The 15,938-nt window shown below is 40.0% G+C and carries 13 protein-coding genes; 4 read left to right on the top strand and 9 right to left on the bottom strand.

From position 1 onward, the window contains the following. Window positions 1-47: 47 nt before the first annotated feature. The 7 genes from PR808_RS08915 to xerD form a co-directional block, all read right to left on the bottom strand. Window positions 48-4,061 (bottom strand): hypothetical protein, encoded by a 4,014-nt coding sequence (locus PR808_RS08915; protein WP_272539133.1) that lies wholly within the window; start codon window positions 4,059-4,061, stop codon window positions 48-50. Between the two features lie 20 nt (window positions 4,062-4,081). Next, the gene (locus PR808_RS08910; RefSeq protein WP_272539132.1) at window positions 4,082-4,630 is read right to left on the bottom strand and encodes a hypothetical protein; all 549 of its coding nucleotides are present in this window, start codon (window positions 4,628-4,630) and stop codon (window positions 4,082-4,084) included. Between the two features lie 838 nt (window positions 4,631-5,468). After that, complete coding sequence (gene lysS / locus PR808_RS08905; protein WP_206082640.1) at window positions 5,469-6,983, bottom strand: lysine--tRNA ligase; 1,515 nt, start codon at window positions 6,981-6,983, stop codon at window positions 5,469-5,471. Window positions 6,984-6,990: 7 nt separating this feature from the next. Beyond that, a protein-coding gene (gene prfB, locus PR808_RS08900; protein ID WP_206082641.1) for a peptide chain release factor 2 occupies window positions 6,991-8,092 on the bottom strand; the annotation gives its coding sequence in 2 pieces (ribosomal slippage) (window positions 6,991-8,013 and window positions 8,015-8,092; 1,101 coding nt in all). A 126-nt stretch (window positions 8,093-8,218) separates the two neighbouring features. Then, a complete protein-coding gene (gene recJ, locus PR808_RS08895; protein ID WP_272539131.1) occupies window positions 8,219-9,952 on the bottom strand; it encodes a single-stranded-DNA-specific exonuclease RecJ in 1,734 nt (577 codons plus the stop codon). 9 nt (window positions 9,953-9,961) lie between these two features. Then, window positions 9,962-10,666: a bifunctional protein-disulfide isomerase/oxidoreductase DsbC gene (gene dsbC, locus PR808_RS08890; protein WP_206082643.1), complete on the bottom strand. Its 705-nt coding sequence runs from the start codon at window positions 10,664-10,666 to the stop codon at window positions 9,962-9,964. A 17-nt stretch (window positions 10,667-10,683) separates the two neighbouring features. Continuing rightward, window positions 10,684-11,586, bottom strand: coding sequence for a site-specific tyrosine recombinase XerD (gene xerD, locus PR808_RS08885; RefSeq protein ID WP_206082644.1), 903 nt, complete (start codon window positions 11,584-11,586; stop codon window positions 10,684-10,686). A gap of 117 nt (window positions 11,587-11,703) precedes the next feature. Between xerD and fldB the strand changes: the two genes are divergently transcribed. After that, entirely contained in the window at window positions 11,704-12,222 is a 519-nt protein-coding gene (gene fldB / locus PR808_RS08880) for a flavodoxin FldB (RefSeq protein WP_206082645.1), read from the top strand. A gap of 55 nt (window positions 12,223-12,277) precedes the next feature. On the opposite strand, the gene PR808_RS08875 is transcribed toward fldB, so the two are convergent. Next, on the bottom strand, window positions 12,278-12,739 hold the full coding sequence (locus PR808_RS08875) for a protein YgfX (protein WP_241016779.1): 462 nt from the start codon (window positions 12,737-12,739) through the stop codon (window positions 12,278-12,280). Then, window positions 12,669-12,935, bottom strand: coding sequence for an FAD assembly factor SdhE (gene sdhE, locus PR808_RS08870; RefSeq protein WP_206082647.1), 267 nt, complete (start codon window positions 12,933-12,935; stop codon window positions 12,669-12,671). Before sdhE ends, PR808_RS08875 begins: the two co-directional genes overlap by 71 nt. A 250-nt stretch (window positions 12,936-13,185) precedes the next feature. Between sdhE and ygfZ the strand changes: the two genes are divergently transcribed. From ygfZ to PR808_RS08855, 3 genes are all read left to right on the top strand, one after another. Continuing rightward, a complete protein-coding gene (gene ygfZ, locus PR808_RS08865; protein ID WP_206082648.1) occupies window positions 13,186-14,172 on the top strand; it encodes a tRNA-modifying protein YgfZ in 987 nt (328 codons plus the stop codon). Window positions 14,173-14,183: 11 nt separating this feature from the next. Further along, window positions 14,184-14,804: an HD domain-containing protein gene (locus tag PR808_RS08860; RefSeq protein WP_206082649.1), complete on the top strand. Its 621-nt coding sequence runs from the start codon at window positions 14,184-14,186 to the stop codon at window positions 14,802-14,804. A 191-nt stretch (window positions 14,805-14,995) separates the two neighbouring features. Next, entirely contained in the window at window positions 14,996-15,892 is an 897-nt protein-coding gene (locus tag PR808_RS08855; protein WP_272539130.1) for a YncE family protein, read from the top strand. The last annotated feature ends 46 nt before the right edge of the window (window positions 15,893-15,938 follow it).

Genomic DNA, 15,938 nt, shown 5'->3' with positions numbered 1-15,938 from the left:
GCCTGAATGACAAATCACCCTTTCAAAAACCTAAACGAATTCTTTGGTTATTTGACTTTCATGATCTTCAAGTCAATGATAGACATAGAGTTTGGTGGTATTTCACCTGGAACTCCCTCTACCCCATAACCACCTTCTGGCTTAATATAAACTTTCACCATCCCGCCTTCCCCTGCACGTTCAACAAACGAATTTAATGGCGTCGGTAATTCATTATAAGGCAGCGTCACAGGGTTTTTATCCGTATACATGACAGTAACCGTTCCATCGGTTAACTGCTCTCTCATAATAAATGTGATGTCTTTCTTTTTAACATCGTTAATCGGCGTACCACGCTGAATAATTTTATAGTATGTATTATTATCCAGCTTACTGTATTTTTGTGCCGTAATATATTGAATTATCTTCTGATTTTTCTTAGCATTTTCTGCGGCAACGACCTTGATATCTTTACTTGGTGGCACGCGTCCTGCTAGCCCTGCGTTCGAGCCAGTGTTACCTTTCGCTTTTAACGCATTATTTTCGTCTTGCAACAAAGTTATACGACGATTTAAATCCATAATTTGTGATTTAAGTACCTCATCACTTGAGAATGATTTTTGCTTCTCTAACTCAGCCTGTAGTTTTTTCAATTGCTCTTGCGCAGAAGCTAATTCTTTTTGTGCTTTGGTTGCAGAATCCAATTTTTGAGTATCTAATTTCAAAGCACTAATTTGTTTATTTGCATCAGCCAGTTGTGACTCAACCTCTGCTTGTTTTTTAGCCTTAGCCGCTATTTCATTTTCAAGCTTGCTAATTTGCGATTCTTGTTCTTTTGTTTGTTTTGCAAATTGTGAATTTTGTAATTCGAGTTTTTTTCTTTCACTTTCTTGTGCCATAAGTGCATCTTGAATCGCTTTTTTCTCTGAATCAAGTTTACCCAAAGCATCTTCTTTTTGCTTCAACAACGCTAACTGCTTATTCAAATCTGCCGTTAATTCTTTTACTTGCTGGTCACTTGCTTGACCAATTAATGCCGTTTGTTTTTCAACGTCTTTTTGCAGTTTTTGCAAGTTATCATTAGCCTGAGCCAGCTGCTTCTGAGCCGACGCATAATTTTGCTCATTTTCAGTCAATGTGGCCTGAAGTTTCTGCAGCTGTTTCTGGCTTTCTGTATATTGTTTAGAAAGCGTATTTTGAGCTGCTTGATGCTCTTCTAATTGCTGTTTAGCCAGTGTAAGCTCAGATTCTAGCGTAATTTTTTGAGCAACTTTAGCCGATTGCTCAACGAGTGACGCTTGGATTTTATCTGCTTGCTGTGTTTTGTCTTTCAATTGAGCCGAAAGTTGCTGATTTTTTTGCTCTAATTCTTTCGATGTTACTTGTTGCTTCGTCAATGCCTCTTTCGCTAAACGGCTATCTGTCTCTGCTTTCTTCAAGCCATCTTCTTTTTGCTTTAACAATGCAATTTGTTTATTTAAATCGACAGTTAATGCTTTAATTTGCTGATCCGTAGCTTGGTTCATTAATGCAGTTTTGGTTTCTATATTCGCTTTTAACGTTTTAAGCTCTAAGTTAGCTTTGTTTAATTGCTCTTGTGCAGCAACATAATTTTGTTCATTTTGGCTTAATTTGGCTTGCAACTCAGCCTGCTGTTTTTCACTATCAGCCACTTGTTTAGCTAACGCATTCTGTGCATTTTGGTGTTCAACCAATTGTTTTTGCGCCAATGCTAACTCACTTGCCAAGCTAACTTTGCCTTCCGCTTTAACTGTTTGAGCAGACAATAATGCTTGAATTTTATCTGCTTGCTGAGCTTTTTCACTCAATTGTGCGGCTAATTGTTGGTTTTTTTGCTCAAGCTCTTTGGCTGCAGCTTGCTGTTTGGCGAGCGCATCACGGGTTGATTGGCTTTCTACTTGGGCTTTTTTCAAATCGGCTTCTTTCTCTTGAAGTCGCGCAACTTGCTTATTAAGATCAAGCGTTAATGCTTTGATTTGTTTATCGTTCGCTTGCTCCATTAATGCAGTTTGTTTTTCAACGTCTTTTTGCAGTTTTAGCAAGTCTGCATTAGCTTTGTCCAACTGCCCTTTAGCCGTTGTAAAATTTTGTTCATTTTGGCTTAGTTTGGCTTGCAGCTCAGCCTGCTGTTTTTCACTGCTTGCCAGCTGTTTCGCCAGCGTATTTTGCAGTGATTCATGTTCAGCTAACTGTTTCTTCGCTGCCGCTAATTCAGTTTCTAACGCGGCTTTATCCGCAACCTTCGCCGTTTGTTCAGCTAATGCAGCTTGAATTTTATCGGCCTGTTGCGATTTTTCTGTTAGTTGCGCGGCTAATTGCTGATTTTTCTGCTCAAGCTCTTTGGCTGCAGCTTGCTGTTTGGCCAGCGCATCACGGGTTGATTCGCTATCTGCTTGCGCTTTTTTCAATCCATCTTCTTTTTGTTTCAGCAACGCTATCTGTTTATTTAAATCAGCCGTTATTGCTTTCACTTGTGCATCACTGGCTTGATTTAGCAATGCCGTTTGCTTTTCAACATCTTTACGTAACTGCTGTAAATCCGCATCGGCTTGCTTCAACTGAGCCTGTGCAGTGGCATAATTTTGTTCATTTTGGCTTAGTTTCGCTTGTAGCTCAGCCTGCTGTTTTTCACTTGAAGCTAACTGGGCCATCAGCGCATTTTGTGCTGTTTGTGACTCTTTTAACGCTTTCTCTAATACAACTTTTTGCTCTGCTTGTGCTGTTTTTTCAGTTAAAGAAGCCTGGATTTTTTCCGCTAGCTGTTCTTTCTCTGCTAACTGAGCTAACAATTGTTGATTTTGCTGCTCTAATTGTTTGGCGTCTGCTTGTTGAGCACTCAAAGCCGACTGGGCAACATCTTTTTCATTTTTTGCAGTATTTAGTTCAATTTCTTTTTGTTTGAGTAATTCTTTTTGCTGCAAAAGTTCATTGGTCACTAATTTCACTTGCTCATCTGAATTTCCTGCAAGCTGTAATTGGTTTTTAGCATCCAGCTCTAATTTTGCAATATCTGCCGTTAACTGCTCAATTTTTAAATTTGCAGAGGCATACAGCTCCTCTTTCTCAGCAAGTTGTTGTTTGATTTTAGATTGTTCAATTGCACTTTCATTTAATTGTTTTTCAAGTTGAGCAATCGTTTCTTGGGTTTGCTGATTCTCTTGGCTAAGCTGCGTTAAATTATTCTGTTTCTGTTCAATCGTTTTTTCCGCTTCTGCCAGTTTACGATTTAGCGTATCAATTAACGATTGATCATCTGAAGATGAATTTAATAGTGCTTGTAATTGCGCAATTTGATTTTTATTTTGTTTAACATCGTCATTAAGCTGATTAATTTCAAATTCTTTTTCTGCAATTGTCTGTGTTAATTGCGCGATACTCTTATTGTGGTTAATTAGCTCAGCGACAAGTTGTTCATCATTTAACAAATTGTTATACGAAATAAGTTGTCCTACACCTTGTGCAATACCAAATTTATACAAATTGGTTAGCTGCTGGCGTTCAATTAATTTTGCAAGTTGTTCAAGATAGGCTGAGGTATCTATTCCTGAGGGTCTGGCAAATTTAGAAGAATACAACCCAAGAGGATCGAGAACTAACTGATATTTAGCAAAGTCCCTTGCTAAATATTCAGGGCTCCATTGGTTACTTTGAAAAAAGTATGGATAGGAGGAGAGTAAAATTGGCGCAGACGCGTTATCTGTTGTCACCGCACAGACATCAGAAAAAATCGTTTTTTCTGGTTCTGTTGGCGTCACTTTAGCCGAATCAACTTGGCTTGCCGATGCTACGCCAGACTTTCTTTTACCCGTAGTTTTCCCTTTGGTTCCTTTATTCGCTGCCGCAGACTTTTGTTTTTCCTTCGGCGCAGGCACTGTCGAGAGTGAAGAGAAAATATCGTAACCTTGAGCTTGTGTATTAACTGGCTGTTGTTGTTGTTTTTGCTCTTTTACTTTGCCTTCGCTTTCCAATTGGAGGTAAGTGTCAAAATCATCAATAACGCTATTAAATTTGTCTGCTTTTGGAGCATGACTAAAAAATGTCGTAACAAGTGCCAGCGACACACAAAGCCTAAGGTTTATTCTCATAATCCACTAATTTTCTTCAATGTTGATTCGGTAGACAATACTGAGTTATAGCGAACTTTTGCACAGAGTACTTTCGTTTTAGATTCAATCGCCATTTGCAGTAATTCAATTGTGTCAGGGCTAGCAGTGCCTTCAACTTCTCTGTAGAGACGATTGATTTCACTAACCTCTTTGAATGAACCTACTAAACGGTTGTAATCCTTTGGCGAAAGTGTTTTTAGTGCGTTTAATTCCTTAACACACGTATTTAGGTGAGCAAATGTTTGTTGATCAGCGCCACTTTGTCCATAAGTTGTTGACGCTATTGGTGTACGATTAATAGCGCTATTTAAAACTTTTTGTGATTCTGGATAAGAATCATCAGCTTGGGTCGCACTTGCTGATGGTTGCTCAGCAGCAGGGGCGGTATTTGCTGTTACGGTTTGTTTACTTGGGGTATTCGGTGTTGCTGTATTGTATGTGTCTGAGCCAAATGTACAGCCAGAAAGAAGAGCCGTACCTGCTATAAGCAAAGATGCAACATGAAATTTATTTTTTAAAAACATATGGTTACCTTACCAGTACTTTTCTTCGCTATTATAATGATGTCCAAGAAACCTAGTGTAAGCTAAAAGTTAGCTATTTTCTATAAGTCCGAATGTAGAAATAGAGTCATCTCATAAATTTAGATTAAAATAATTTTAGTTTTAAACTTATTTAATCGCTACCCTTTCGTAACTTTTATGAGCTTATTCTTATTAATACACCAAGACAGTCATAAATTAACACATTTAAGGTGCTATTTAATTATATTATGTTATCCAAACATTATTTTACTAGTTTATGTAACCATAAACATAACAGCTCAATAACACAAAACCCGCGTTCTTTTTTATCTTCCTGTTGTAACACTTACTAACAAATAAAATAGTTTTTTGTTACACAAGAAGAGTGTTTTAAGCACTCTCACAGTATCTGTACTGCTTTAAAAACATTTCAGTGCAACCACTTTACTTAAAAACTCAAAAACAAGTAACTTACTTGGAATTCATTTATAAAAAAGACAGCGAACAATAAATTTCATGCATTCTCAATAGGTTATATTTCAAAAAACCAACATATACCATACGTAGCACTTGTGTAATTATACCAACTCTTTGGAATAATTACTTATACTAAATTGATACTATTCGTAACTCAAATTTATTTTTAACATTATTATATAGACTACTTTCTGCTAATTAGCGAATACGAACAAAAAAAAGACTGGCACATATTATGTTGATATTAGATTGATAGGCTTGAGGAGTCGCAAGATACGTAGAATAAAAAACAAGGAAAGTTTGAACATATTAAGAGTAAAATGATGTGCCCAGTATTATCTGGGCACAAAAACAACATCGGCTATTTTGTCGGACGTAATGCTGGGAATAAAATAACATCACGAATGGTATGACTGTTAGTGAATAACATCACCATACGGTCGATACCAATACCAAGACCTGCAGTTGGCGGTAAACCATGTTCTAAAGCAGTAACATAGTCTTCGTCATAGAACATTGCTTCATCATCACCTTCGTCTTTTTGACGAACTTGCTCAGCAAAACGTTCTGCTTGGTCTTCTGCATCATTTAATTCCGAGAAACCATTACCAATTTCACGACCACCAATAAAGAACTCAAAGCGGTCAGTAATAAATGGATTGTCATCATTACGACGTGCTAAAGGTGAAACTTCAGCAGGGTATTCAGTGATAAATGTTGGTTGAATTAAGTGGCTTTCAGCGACTTCCTCAAAGATTTCACACTGGACACGACCTAAGCCCCAACTTTTCTCAATCTTAATACCTAATGATTTTGCAATCTCAACGGCCTTATCCATATCGTCTAAATCAGCCACATTGGTTTCTGGACGATATTTACAGATAGCTTGCTTCATGGTCAATTTAGTGAACGGCTGACCAAAATCAAACTGTTGGTCGCCATACTGAACGACTGTGTTGCCTAACACTTTTTGTGTCAGTGTACGGAATAAATCTTCCGTTAATTCAATCAAATCACGGTAATCTGCATACGCCATATAGAGTTCCATCATAGTGAACTCAGGGTTATGACGAGGCGATAAACCTTCATTACGGAAGTTACGGTTAATTTCAAAAACGCGTTCGAAACCACCGACCACTAACCGTTTTAAGTACAGTTCTGGTGCGATACGCAAATACATATCGATATCTAACGCGTTATGGTGCGTGATAAATGGACGTGCTGATGCGCCACCTGGAATAACTTGCATCATTGGGGTTTCCACTTCCATAAAATCACGACCAACCATGAAGTTACGGACTTCAGCTAAGATTTTAGAGCGCACAATGAAGGTGTTACGTGATTCATCATTTGCAATCAAATCCAAATAACGCTGACGATAACGTGTTTCTTGGTCTGATAAACCGTGAAATTTATCTGGCAATGGACGCAAGGCTTTGGTTAACAAACGTACTTCATGACAATGAACAGTGAGTTCACCCGTTTTCGTTTTAAATAAACGCCCTTTCGCACCTAAAATGTCACCCAAGTCCCATTTTTTGAACTGTTCGTTATAAACGCCTTCCGCTAAGTCATCACGTGATACGTAGATTTGAATACGGCCACCAACATCTTGCAATGTTGCAAATGAAGCTTTACCCATGATACGGCGCGTCATCATACGACCCGCGATAGAGACTTCAATATTCAAGTCTTCCAGCTCTTCCGATGACTTTTCACCATACTGAGCATGGATTTTGTCTGAAAGATCTTCACGACGAAAATCATTTGGGAATGGAATTCCTTTTTCACGCAACGCCGCAAGTTTTTCTTTACGGGTTTTAAGTTCGTTATTCAAATCGGGAGCCTGTTCTGCACCCTGTTGCTCTTGAGACATTTTTCCCTCACAGGCCAGCTTTTAAACTAGCTTCAATGAATTTATCCAAATCACCATCCAGTACGGCTTGCGTGTTACGCGTTTCCACACCAGTACGTAAATCTTTTATTCTTGCATCATCAAGGACATAAGAACGAATTTGGCTTCCCCAGCCAATATCTGATTTGTTCTCTTCCATCGCTTGCTTGTCCGCATTTTTCTTTTGCATTTCCAGTTCATATAGCTTCGCTTTTAACTGGCGCATTGCTTGGTCTTTATTTTTATGCTGCGAACGGTCGTTCTGGCACTGCGTCACAATATTCGTTGGAATATGAGTAATACGTACCGCTGACTCCGTTTTGTTTACGTGCTGACCACCCGCACCTGAAGCGCGGTACACATCAATACGTAAGTCCGCTGGGTTAATTTCGATATCAATATCGTCATCAACTTCAGGGTAAATAAAGGCTGAGCTAAACGAAGTATGACGACGCCCGCCCGAGTCAAATGGACTCTTACGAACTAAACGGTGAACCCCAGTCTCTGTTCTTAACCAGCCGTAAGCGTAGTCGCCAATAATTTTCACTGTCGCTGATTTTAGACCCGCGACATCACCATCAGATTCTTCAATAATCTCGGTTTTAAAGCCCTTCGACTCCGCCCAACGCAAGTACATACGTAATAACATACTTGCCCAATCCTGAGCTTCAGTACCACCAGAACCCGCTTGTAAGTCGATATAGCAATCAGCGCTGTCGTATTCACCCGAAAACATGCGGCGAAATTCCAATTGCTCTAATTTGCCTTGTAGTAATTCAAGCTCCGCCCCCGCTTCATTGAAGGTATCTTCATCGTCAGCCTCAACGGCCAACTCCAATAAACCTTCAACATCCTCAAGACCTTGTGTTAGTTGATCGATTGTTTCAACTATCGCCTCAAGAGATGAGCGTTCTTTACCAAGAGCTTGCGCTCTTTCTGGCTCATTCCAGACATCGGGTTGCTCTAGCTCTGCGTTGACTTCTTCTAAGCGTTCTTTCTTGGCATCATAGTCAAAGATACCCCCTCAGAACCGATGTCCGATCAGACAGGTCCTGAATCTTACTTTTTACTGGGTTTATTTCAAACGTCATTTTCAATATCTTATGGTTGGTCAAAATAATTTTTATTTACAAACCAACTAGTATAACGGAATTTATCTCAGGTTTATAGCACCCTAAAACGCTATTTCATCCCATACTCATCGATAATATTTGTGTTTAATCAGGCCAAATATGCTCAACCATTAATTGTACGCTTCGTTGCCCTCGGTATTCATTTACATCGAGTTTAAACGCAATTTTAGCTTTCTTAATGCTGTTATCTGGCCATCTGCGCACATCAATGTTAAACATAATTGCATCCAGCATTGGACCACCATTGGCAGGTTCTACCATCAGTTTAAGGTGGCGCTCTCCCACTAACCGTTGCTGTAATAATAAAAAGTGTCCGTCAAACACGGGTTCGGGGAATGATTGCCCCCATGGCCCGCTTTCACGAATTAATTCTGCGGTTTCTAGGCAAAACTCGTTGCGAGACAGCTCACCATCGCTCCAAACAACACCCGCTAATTGTTCTGGTTTAATGAGCTCCCCCATTAAACGCTCAAAATGATGCTTAAAATCCTCAAATTTACTTTCGTCTAAAGTCAAACCCGCAGCCATCGCGTGGCCACCAAACTTTTGCATTAATCCAGGTTGCAAGGTATTTAAACGTTCAAGGGCATCACGCATATGCACACCTTGAACTGAACGCCCAGAACCTTTGAGTACGCCATCCCCTGCGGGAGCAAATGCAATCACAGGCCGATGATATTGCTCTTTAATTCGAGATGCTAAAATCCCAACAACCCCTTGATGCCACTCAGGGTGATAAATGGCAAGGCCATTGGGTAGTTGATTATCACTGTACTCAAATTTGTTAAAAAGCACCGACGCTTCGTGCTGCATTCCCTGTTCAATTTCACGACGAGTTTGATTTAACCCATCTAATTCGTTAGCAAGCTCCCTCGCATAAGCCATATCATCAGTCAGCAGTAATTCAATACTCACAGACATATCATCCAACCGACCCGCCGCATTCAACCGTGGGCCAAGGGCAAAACCAAAATCATTGGCAACTAGCCTTGGTAAATCACGCTTTGAGACCTCAACGAGTGCCTTAATACCTGCGCAGCAACGCCCTGCTCTAACACGGTTTAATCCTTGGTGAACCAGTATCCGATTGTTGGTATCAAGAGGTACCACGTCCGCCACCGTGCCTAATGCCACCAAATCAAGATATTCGGCTAAATTAGGTTCGCTTAACCCTTGTTGGATAAACCATTCTTTTTGACGTAAATGTGCGCGCAGTGCTGACATTAAATAAAATGTCACCCCGACGCCTGCTAATGATTTTGAGCCAAAGTGACACTCATTGAGGTTTGGATTAATAATAGCGTCGGCTTCAGGCAGCGTTTCTCCTGGTAAATGGTGATCGGTAATGATGACATTAATCCCATATTGCTTTGCAACGACTACACCTTCATGAGATGAAATACCATTATCCACGGTGATAATTAAATTTGCCCCCCGCTTGTGCGCTTCTTCAACCACCAGCGGTGTTAAACCATAACCATTTTCAAAACGATTCGGTACGATATAATTTAAATTGGCATAACCCATCGATTTTAATGCACGAATAGCCAGTGCTGTACTTGTTGCACCATCCGCATCAAAATCCCCTACAATGGTAATGGATTCGTGCTCAGTCAGTGCTCGGTAAAGTAAGGCAAGTGCATTCTCAATGCCTGATAGCGAACGATAATCCAGCAAATTTGTGGCTTTACGCTCCAGCTGAGCCATATCCGTAATACCACGATGCAAGTAAATACGCTGCAATAATTCAGGGAGCCCTGGAAGTTGAGCAGACTCACCATCAACGTGCCGTTGTCGTAAAAAAGTTTCTACATTCACAATAATTAACTATTTTTCGTCGAGTAATTGAATAAGTGCATCAGGTTTTAGGAAGCCAGGTAACATTTGACCATTAGGTAAAATAATGGCGGGGGTGCCAGTCACTTTAAATAAATTAGCTACATTCATATGCTTACTTAGATCAATTTTACAGTTGTCTATCATAGCGATTTCTTCACCCTTAAACGCTTGTGTTAACGCATTTTGTGGTAAGCCATTACACCAAATAGACGCCATCTTTTTACCTACATCACTTTGGGCACCTTGACGAGGGTAAGCAAGGTAACGCACCGTCACACCTTTACTATTAAGTTCGCCGACAGTTTCATGGAGCTTTTTGCAATATCCGCAACTAATATCAGTGAAGACAGTGACCACGTATTTTTCTTGTGGCGCTTTAAAATAAATCATTTCATTTTTAAGGGCTTCAACCTTTTTCATTAGCGGCTGGTTACTAATATTCACGGGGTTTTTTCCACTCATATCGTAAATTGGCCCTTGAAGTAAATACTTACCATCATCCGTAATGTAGACGATACCCGTCGTCGTTTCGACCACATTCAACCCAACGATAGGTGAAGGTTTAATTGACTCCACTGTCATATCGTATTTTGCCAATGTATCACGAATGACTATCTCTTCCGTTGCACTGTATGCGTTCGCGGTAATCGCAGCAAAACAAGCCACCGCCAGTAATAGCAATTTGCGTTTCATTAATAATCCTTTAATTGTCATCCTCTTGGATGATGTTGTTCATGTAGCGCGCGTAATCGTTCAGTCGCAACATGGGTATAAATTTGCGTTGTTGATAAATCGCTGTGGCCTAATAACATCTGTACGACACGTAAATCTGCCCCATGGTTCAATAAATGTGTTGCAAAGGCATGTCTAAGGACGTGAGGCGAGAGTGATTCTGCATCAATTTGTGCCAGCACCGCGTAGTACTTTATTCGATGCCAAAATGTCTGCCGGGTCATTTTTGTTCCACGTTTACTCGGAAACAAAATATCACTAGTTTTACCCTTTAATAAATCAGGGCGACCTTCATCAATATATTTTTCCAGCCAATATATTGCCTCTTCCCCCAAAGGAATCAATCTTTCTTTATCGCCTTTACCGACAACACGAATGACGCCTTGGCGCAAACTAATGTCAGAAAACGTTAAACCAATCAGTTCAGAAACACGTAAACCGCAGGCATATAAAACCTCTAGCATGGCTTTATCCCGCAATTCTAGGGAGTCTTCTGTTGCAGGCGCATTTAATAAATCATCGACTTGTTGTTCACTGAGGTCTTTTGGTAATCGCTGCGGTATTTTAGGTGCTGCAATGACAGCTGAAGGATCATCGCTACGCAACTTTTCTCGATATAAGTATTGAAATAGACGACGCATCGCGCTTAATAAACGAGCAGAGCTAGCGGCCTTATAACCACCATCAATACGTTCAGCGAGAAAAGATTGCAAATCAATTGATTGAACACTCTCTAAATGTAAATGATGCGCATCAAGCCATCTATCTAGTGATTGAAGGTCATTACGATACGATGCTAATGTGTTTTCCGCTAAATCCTGTTCAAGCCAGATTGTATCAAGAAATTGCTCAATTAATGGATTAAGGTGTTTTGTTTCCACAGCTAATTCGTTTCCTTTGAATAATACCACACGATTCTATTATGCCTGAAAGGGGGGGCTTCTGTTACAATACCCCTCTTGTCATCAAAACCATAGCTGGACGTAGTAATAATATATATGAAAATAGGCCTTTTTTACGGTTCTAGCACCTGTTATACCGAAATGGTTGCTGAAAAAATACGTGATATTCTCGGTGATGATTTCGTCACACTGAATAATGTTAATGATACTCCCCCCAGTGAAATGGAACAGTATGATATTCTAATTTTGGGAATACCCACCTGGGATTTCGGTGAAATACAGGAAGACTGGCTAGAAATTTGGGACGCGCTTCCCAACCTTAACTTAACGGGCAAAATTGTTGCTATGTACGGGTTAGGCGATCAAATAGATTATAGTGAGTGGTTCCTCGATGCATTAGGGTTGCTATACCATCAACTTAAACCGACGGGCGTGCAGTTTATCGGTTTTTGGCCAACCGAAGGATATACTTTTGATAGCCCAAAACCTTTAAATGAAACAGGCGATATGTTTGTGGGGCTTGCGCTTGATGAAGTGCACCAATTTGAACAAACTGATGAACGCATTGCCCAATGGTGCGTACAAATTTTACAAGAAATTGAAGCGTCCCTTTAAGACGCAATTCTGGCGGTAAATATTGTTCCTACTTAACTATGGATTGAACTCACTTTTAAATATCTGGGTATTGGAGCAATAACTGATTGAGATTCCGCCAGTTTTCTTCTGAAACTGAATCTCTGGCAACCCACAAATGAATCTTCTGCGCCTTTCCTTGCAGAGCTTCCAGTGTCAGTAATATACCATAGCGGGTCAGCCACGGCGCTTTCACGATATTCCATTCGTTTTTCTTCCATTGAACTTTATTACCGTTTACCAGTACAGCAACACCTTTTATTTTGCTGATATTTTTTTGGCTTTTAGCCCAACTAGCCACCACAACAACGAGTAATGGCAGCCAAAACACAGAATTACCTTGTGACCATGGAGCCAATAGCAAAAATATGCCAACGACACCATGAACACAGGTAGAAAAAAATTGTGTCTTCCATGAAATGGAGAGATTAGATTTCCACAGGACCACGATTTTTATTTTTTTCCTGAATAAGTTTGACCATACGGAACAACTCGTCATCCTCAGGACGACCGTGATTCATTAACCAATTGAATAAGTCTGGATCCGCACACTCTAATAAACGAACAAAAATTTGTTTGTCGTGTACCGTTAAGCTATCGTATTCATACTCAAAAAAAGGCATGATTGAAATATCTAGCTCACGCATTCCACGACGACAAGCCCAATGAATTCGTGCTTTATTCTCAATATCCATTCCACTACGACCTTTTGTTGCAGTTAACTGATAAGATTGATTATTTTCAATACTCTAACAGATTATCTGCGAAGAAAACATGTCATAGACTACATTGTTGTAATTTTAGTAGTAAAATGCCGTTTTTCTACAAACAGATGATAAAAAAATCCGAGATAATGCAAGCTGCATCATAATAACTACTTGCAATGTTATCTAGCTATTTTACCATTAAGCACCTTTAATCTATCCAAGAACAACAGGTGAAATCATGACTACCCACATTGATAGTACACAGCAATTTCCCCTTGAATCTCAGTCTTTACCACTCGTTTTGATTTCACTGGAAAACTGGGAACTTATTCATCTTGCAGGCCTCGATGCAGAAAAATATCTGCAAGGACAAGTAACTGCAGATATCACCACACTGGGACAAGCTCATACTTTAACAGCACATTGTGACCCAAAAGGAAAAATGTGGAGTGACTTACGCTTATTTCATCATTTAGAGGGTTTTTCTTATTTGCTTAGGCGCAGTGTTGCAGACTCGCAATTAGCTGAGCTTAAAAAATACGCTGTTTTCTCCAAGGTAACTTTTGAGAAAAAAACCGAGATAAAATTACTCGGTGTTGCAGGAAAAGGGGCAAGAGAAGCACTCGCAACGTTATTTACCACGTTACCTGATGAGCAAAACCAAGTTGTCTCTGAGGGTGATGCTACGTTGTTGTATTTTTCATTACCTGCTGAACGTTTTTTAGTGTTAGCCACTGAGGACGTTGCACAAAAAATGGCTGAAACATTAGGTGCGACTCAAGTCAACGATGACCAATGGCTCGCGTTAGATCTCGAAGCGGGTTTCGCAGTTATCGACCAAGAAAACAGCGCACAGCACCTGCCGCAAGCAACTAATCTGCAAGCACTTCCTCACGGGATCAGCTTTAAAAAAGGCTGCTATACTGGCCAAGAAATGGTCGCTCGAGCAAAATTCCGTGGTGCTAATAAACGTGCGATGTATTTATTAAAAGGCACTGCCACAACACTTCCAGCTATTGGCGAAGGTGTAGAATGGCAATTGGGTGACAAATGGCGCCGCACAGGAACTGTTCTTGCCGCTGTTCGTCTAGGTAATGGTGAAATTTATGTGCAAATCATTATGAATAACGATATGGAAGCCGACAGCATTTTTCGTGTCATGGCTGATGAACAAAGCCATTTAACCATTGCCGCTTTACCTTATTCATTAGAAGAAGAACATTAATTGAGGTTTTTATGTCATCTGCATTAAGTAACAAGCCCATTGAGGTGGTTAATTTTGGGGCTTTTACTGAAGTCGTCCAATTTTTAATGGAGCTCGATAAGCTTAAAAGTATTTATCGTAAAAATAAGCTACTCAACCGTGAACGCCATGAAAATACCGCGGAGCACAGCTGGCAATTTGCCGTTGCCGCAATGAGTTTTGCGCCTTATGTTCAAGGCGTGAATATAGAACATGCAATTAAGCTGGCTCTCGTGCATGATATTGTTGAAATTGATGCGGGTGATGTATTGGTTTTCGATAATGCTGCTCGTGATGCTATTCATGCAGAAGAAGTCAAAGCCGCAAACCGTATTTTTAATCTTTTACCAAGCCCACAAAATACAACATTGTTAGCACTGTGGAACGAATACGACGCATTAGAAACCCCTGAGTCGCTCTATGCGAATGCGATTGATAGAGCCATGCCAATGCTGATGAACTTGCATAATCAAGGTCAAAGTTGGGTCGAAAATCATATTCGCCTCGAACAAGTACTCAGTAAATGTGATTACATTGAGCAAATACTTCCTGAGTTCTACCAACAACTTAAGCAACAATTAGAGCTTGCTCAACAAAAAGGTTGGTTGCTTTAATTAATCGGCTAAAGCGGCTTTTCTGTCGCTTTAGCCTAATCCAGAAAGCATCTCTTCACTTACCTCCTCCTTAAATAAAACTAGCCTAATTAATAGCCATTTATTAAATCAAATTAAACTATACTTAGATAAATAATTGCCTAGTAATTTATCTTTTATGCAGTTTTGATTCGCTGTCAATGAGGTTAGATATGCCAAAAGACAATAAAAATGCTTCCCCTTATTTGTTATTGCTTGATATTCATTCCCCTTCTATTGTTCAGTTCAATAAGTCAACTCATCACCTAATGCCTCTAATTGAAGGACTCGGGGGTACACCTGACGGTATTGCAGTTGATCCTGATAATCGCTTAATCTATTGGAGCAACATGGGGGATAATTTTGATGAAAATGATGGCTCAATCAATGTTATGCATTTTGATGGTAGCAATAGAAAAATGCTATTAGGCGAAGGAGCAATAAGAACCCCCAAACAATTACAACTCGATCTGCTCAATCAACGGTTATATTGGTGCGATCGTGAAGGTGGAATGGTTTGCTCCTGCAGCATTAATGGTTCTGATCTAATGACCCACATTGCAAGGCCGCGAGATAAAAATGATCAAGTTGACATACTCGAACAATGTGTAGGCTTTGCCCTTGATCTAAAAAACAATTGGATTTACTGGACGCAAAAAGGAACGCCTAAGGGGAACTTAGGACGCATTTTTAGAGCACCATTAAGGCCCAAAAATCCGCAATCTCCAGAAAGCCGCAGTGATATTCAGTTACTCTTGGCTGATTTACCTGAGCCTATCGATTTGTTACTCGATGAAGAAGCGAATATTTTATATTGGACTGATAGAGGGGCTGAACCTGATGGTAATAGCCTAAATTGTGCCAATGTCACCCTTCACGGGCTCACGAATCACCGCGTGATCAGCCGAGGATTCAAAGAAACAATAGGCCTAACTTATGATAAATCGGCACAACTGATGTATGTCGCCGATCTCCGTGGCGGCGTTTATCAAGCTAATATAACAACGGGTGAGGTTGAAAAAATTTACCAAGGCAACAGTTATACAGGTATTGACCAATATTCTGGTTAAACGATAGAAGAATAAAAAGGCTTGCCCCAATGAAAATGAAAAAGGA

The sequence above is a fragment of the Providencia sp. PROV197 genome (assembly GCF_028479625.1).
Taxonomy (GTDB): Bacteria; Pseudomonadota; Gammaproteobacteria; order Enterobacterales; family Enterobacteriaceae; genus Providencia; species Providencia vermicola.
This window is presented reverse-complemented; position numbering and strand designations above follow the sequence as displayed.

What these genes read in the sequence shown, in the direction of transcription:
- dsbC (WP_206082643.1), bottom strand. Translation starts at nt 10,666, where the DNA reads ATGAAACGCAAATTGCTATTACTGGCGGTGGCTTGTTTTGCTGCGATT.
- ygfZ (WP_206082648.1), top strand. Translation starts at nt 13,186, where the DNA reads ATGACTACCCACATTGATAGTACACAGCAATTTCCCCTTGAATCTCAG.
- PR808_RS08855 (WP_272539130.1), top strand. Translation starts at nt 14,996, where the DNA reads ATGCCAAAAGACAATAAAAATGCTTCCCCTTATTTGTTATTGCTTGAT.
- sdhE (WP_206082647.1), bottom strand. Translation starts at nt 12,935, where the DNA reads ATGGATATTGAGAATAAAGCACGAATTCATTGGGCTTGTCGTCGTGGA.
- PR808_RS08860 (WP_206082649.1), top strand. Translation starts at nt 14,184, where the DNA reads ATGTCATCTGCATTAAGTAACAAGCCCATTGAGGTGGTTAATTTTGGG.
- PR808_RS08910 (WP_272539132.1), bottom strand. Translation starts at nt 4,630, where the DNA reads ATGTTTTTAAAAAATAAATTTCATGTTGCATCTTTGCTTATAGCAGGT.
- fldB (WP_206082645.1), top strand. Translation starts at nt 11,704, where the DNA reads ATGAAAATAGGCCTTTTTTACGGTTCTAGCACCTGTTATACCGAAATG.
- PR808_RS08875 (WP_241016779.1), bottom strand. Translation starts at nt 12,739, where the DNA reads ATGACGAGTTGTTCCGTATGGTCAAACTTATTCAGGAAAAAAATAAAA.
- lysS (WP_206082640.1), bottom strand. Translation starts at nt 6,983, where the DNA reads ATGTCTCAAGAGCAACAGGGTGCAGAACAGGCTCCCGATTTGAATAAC.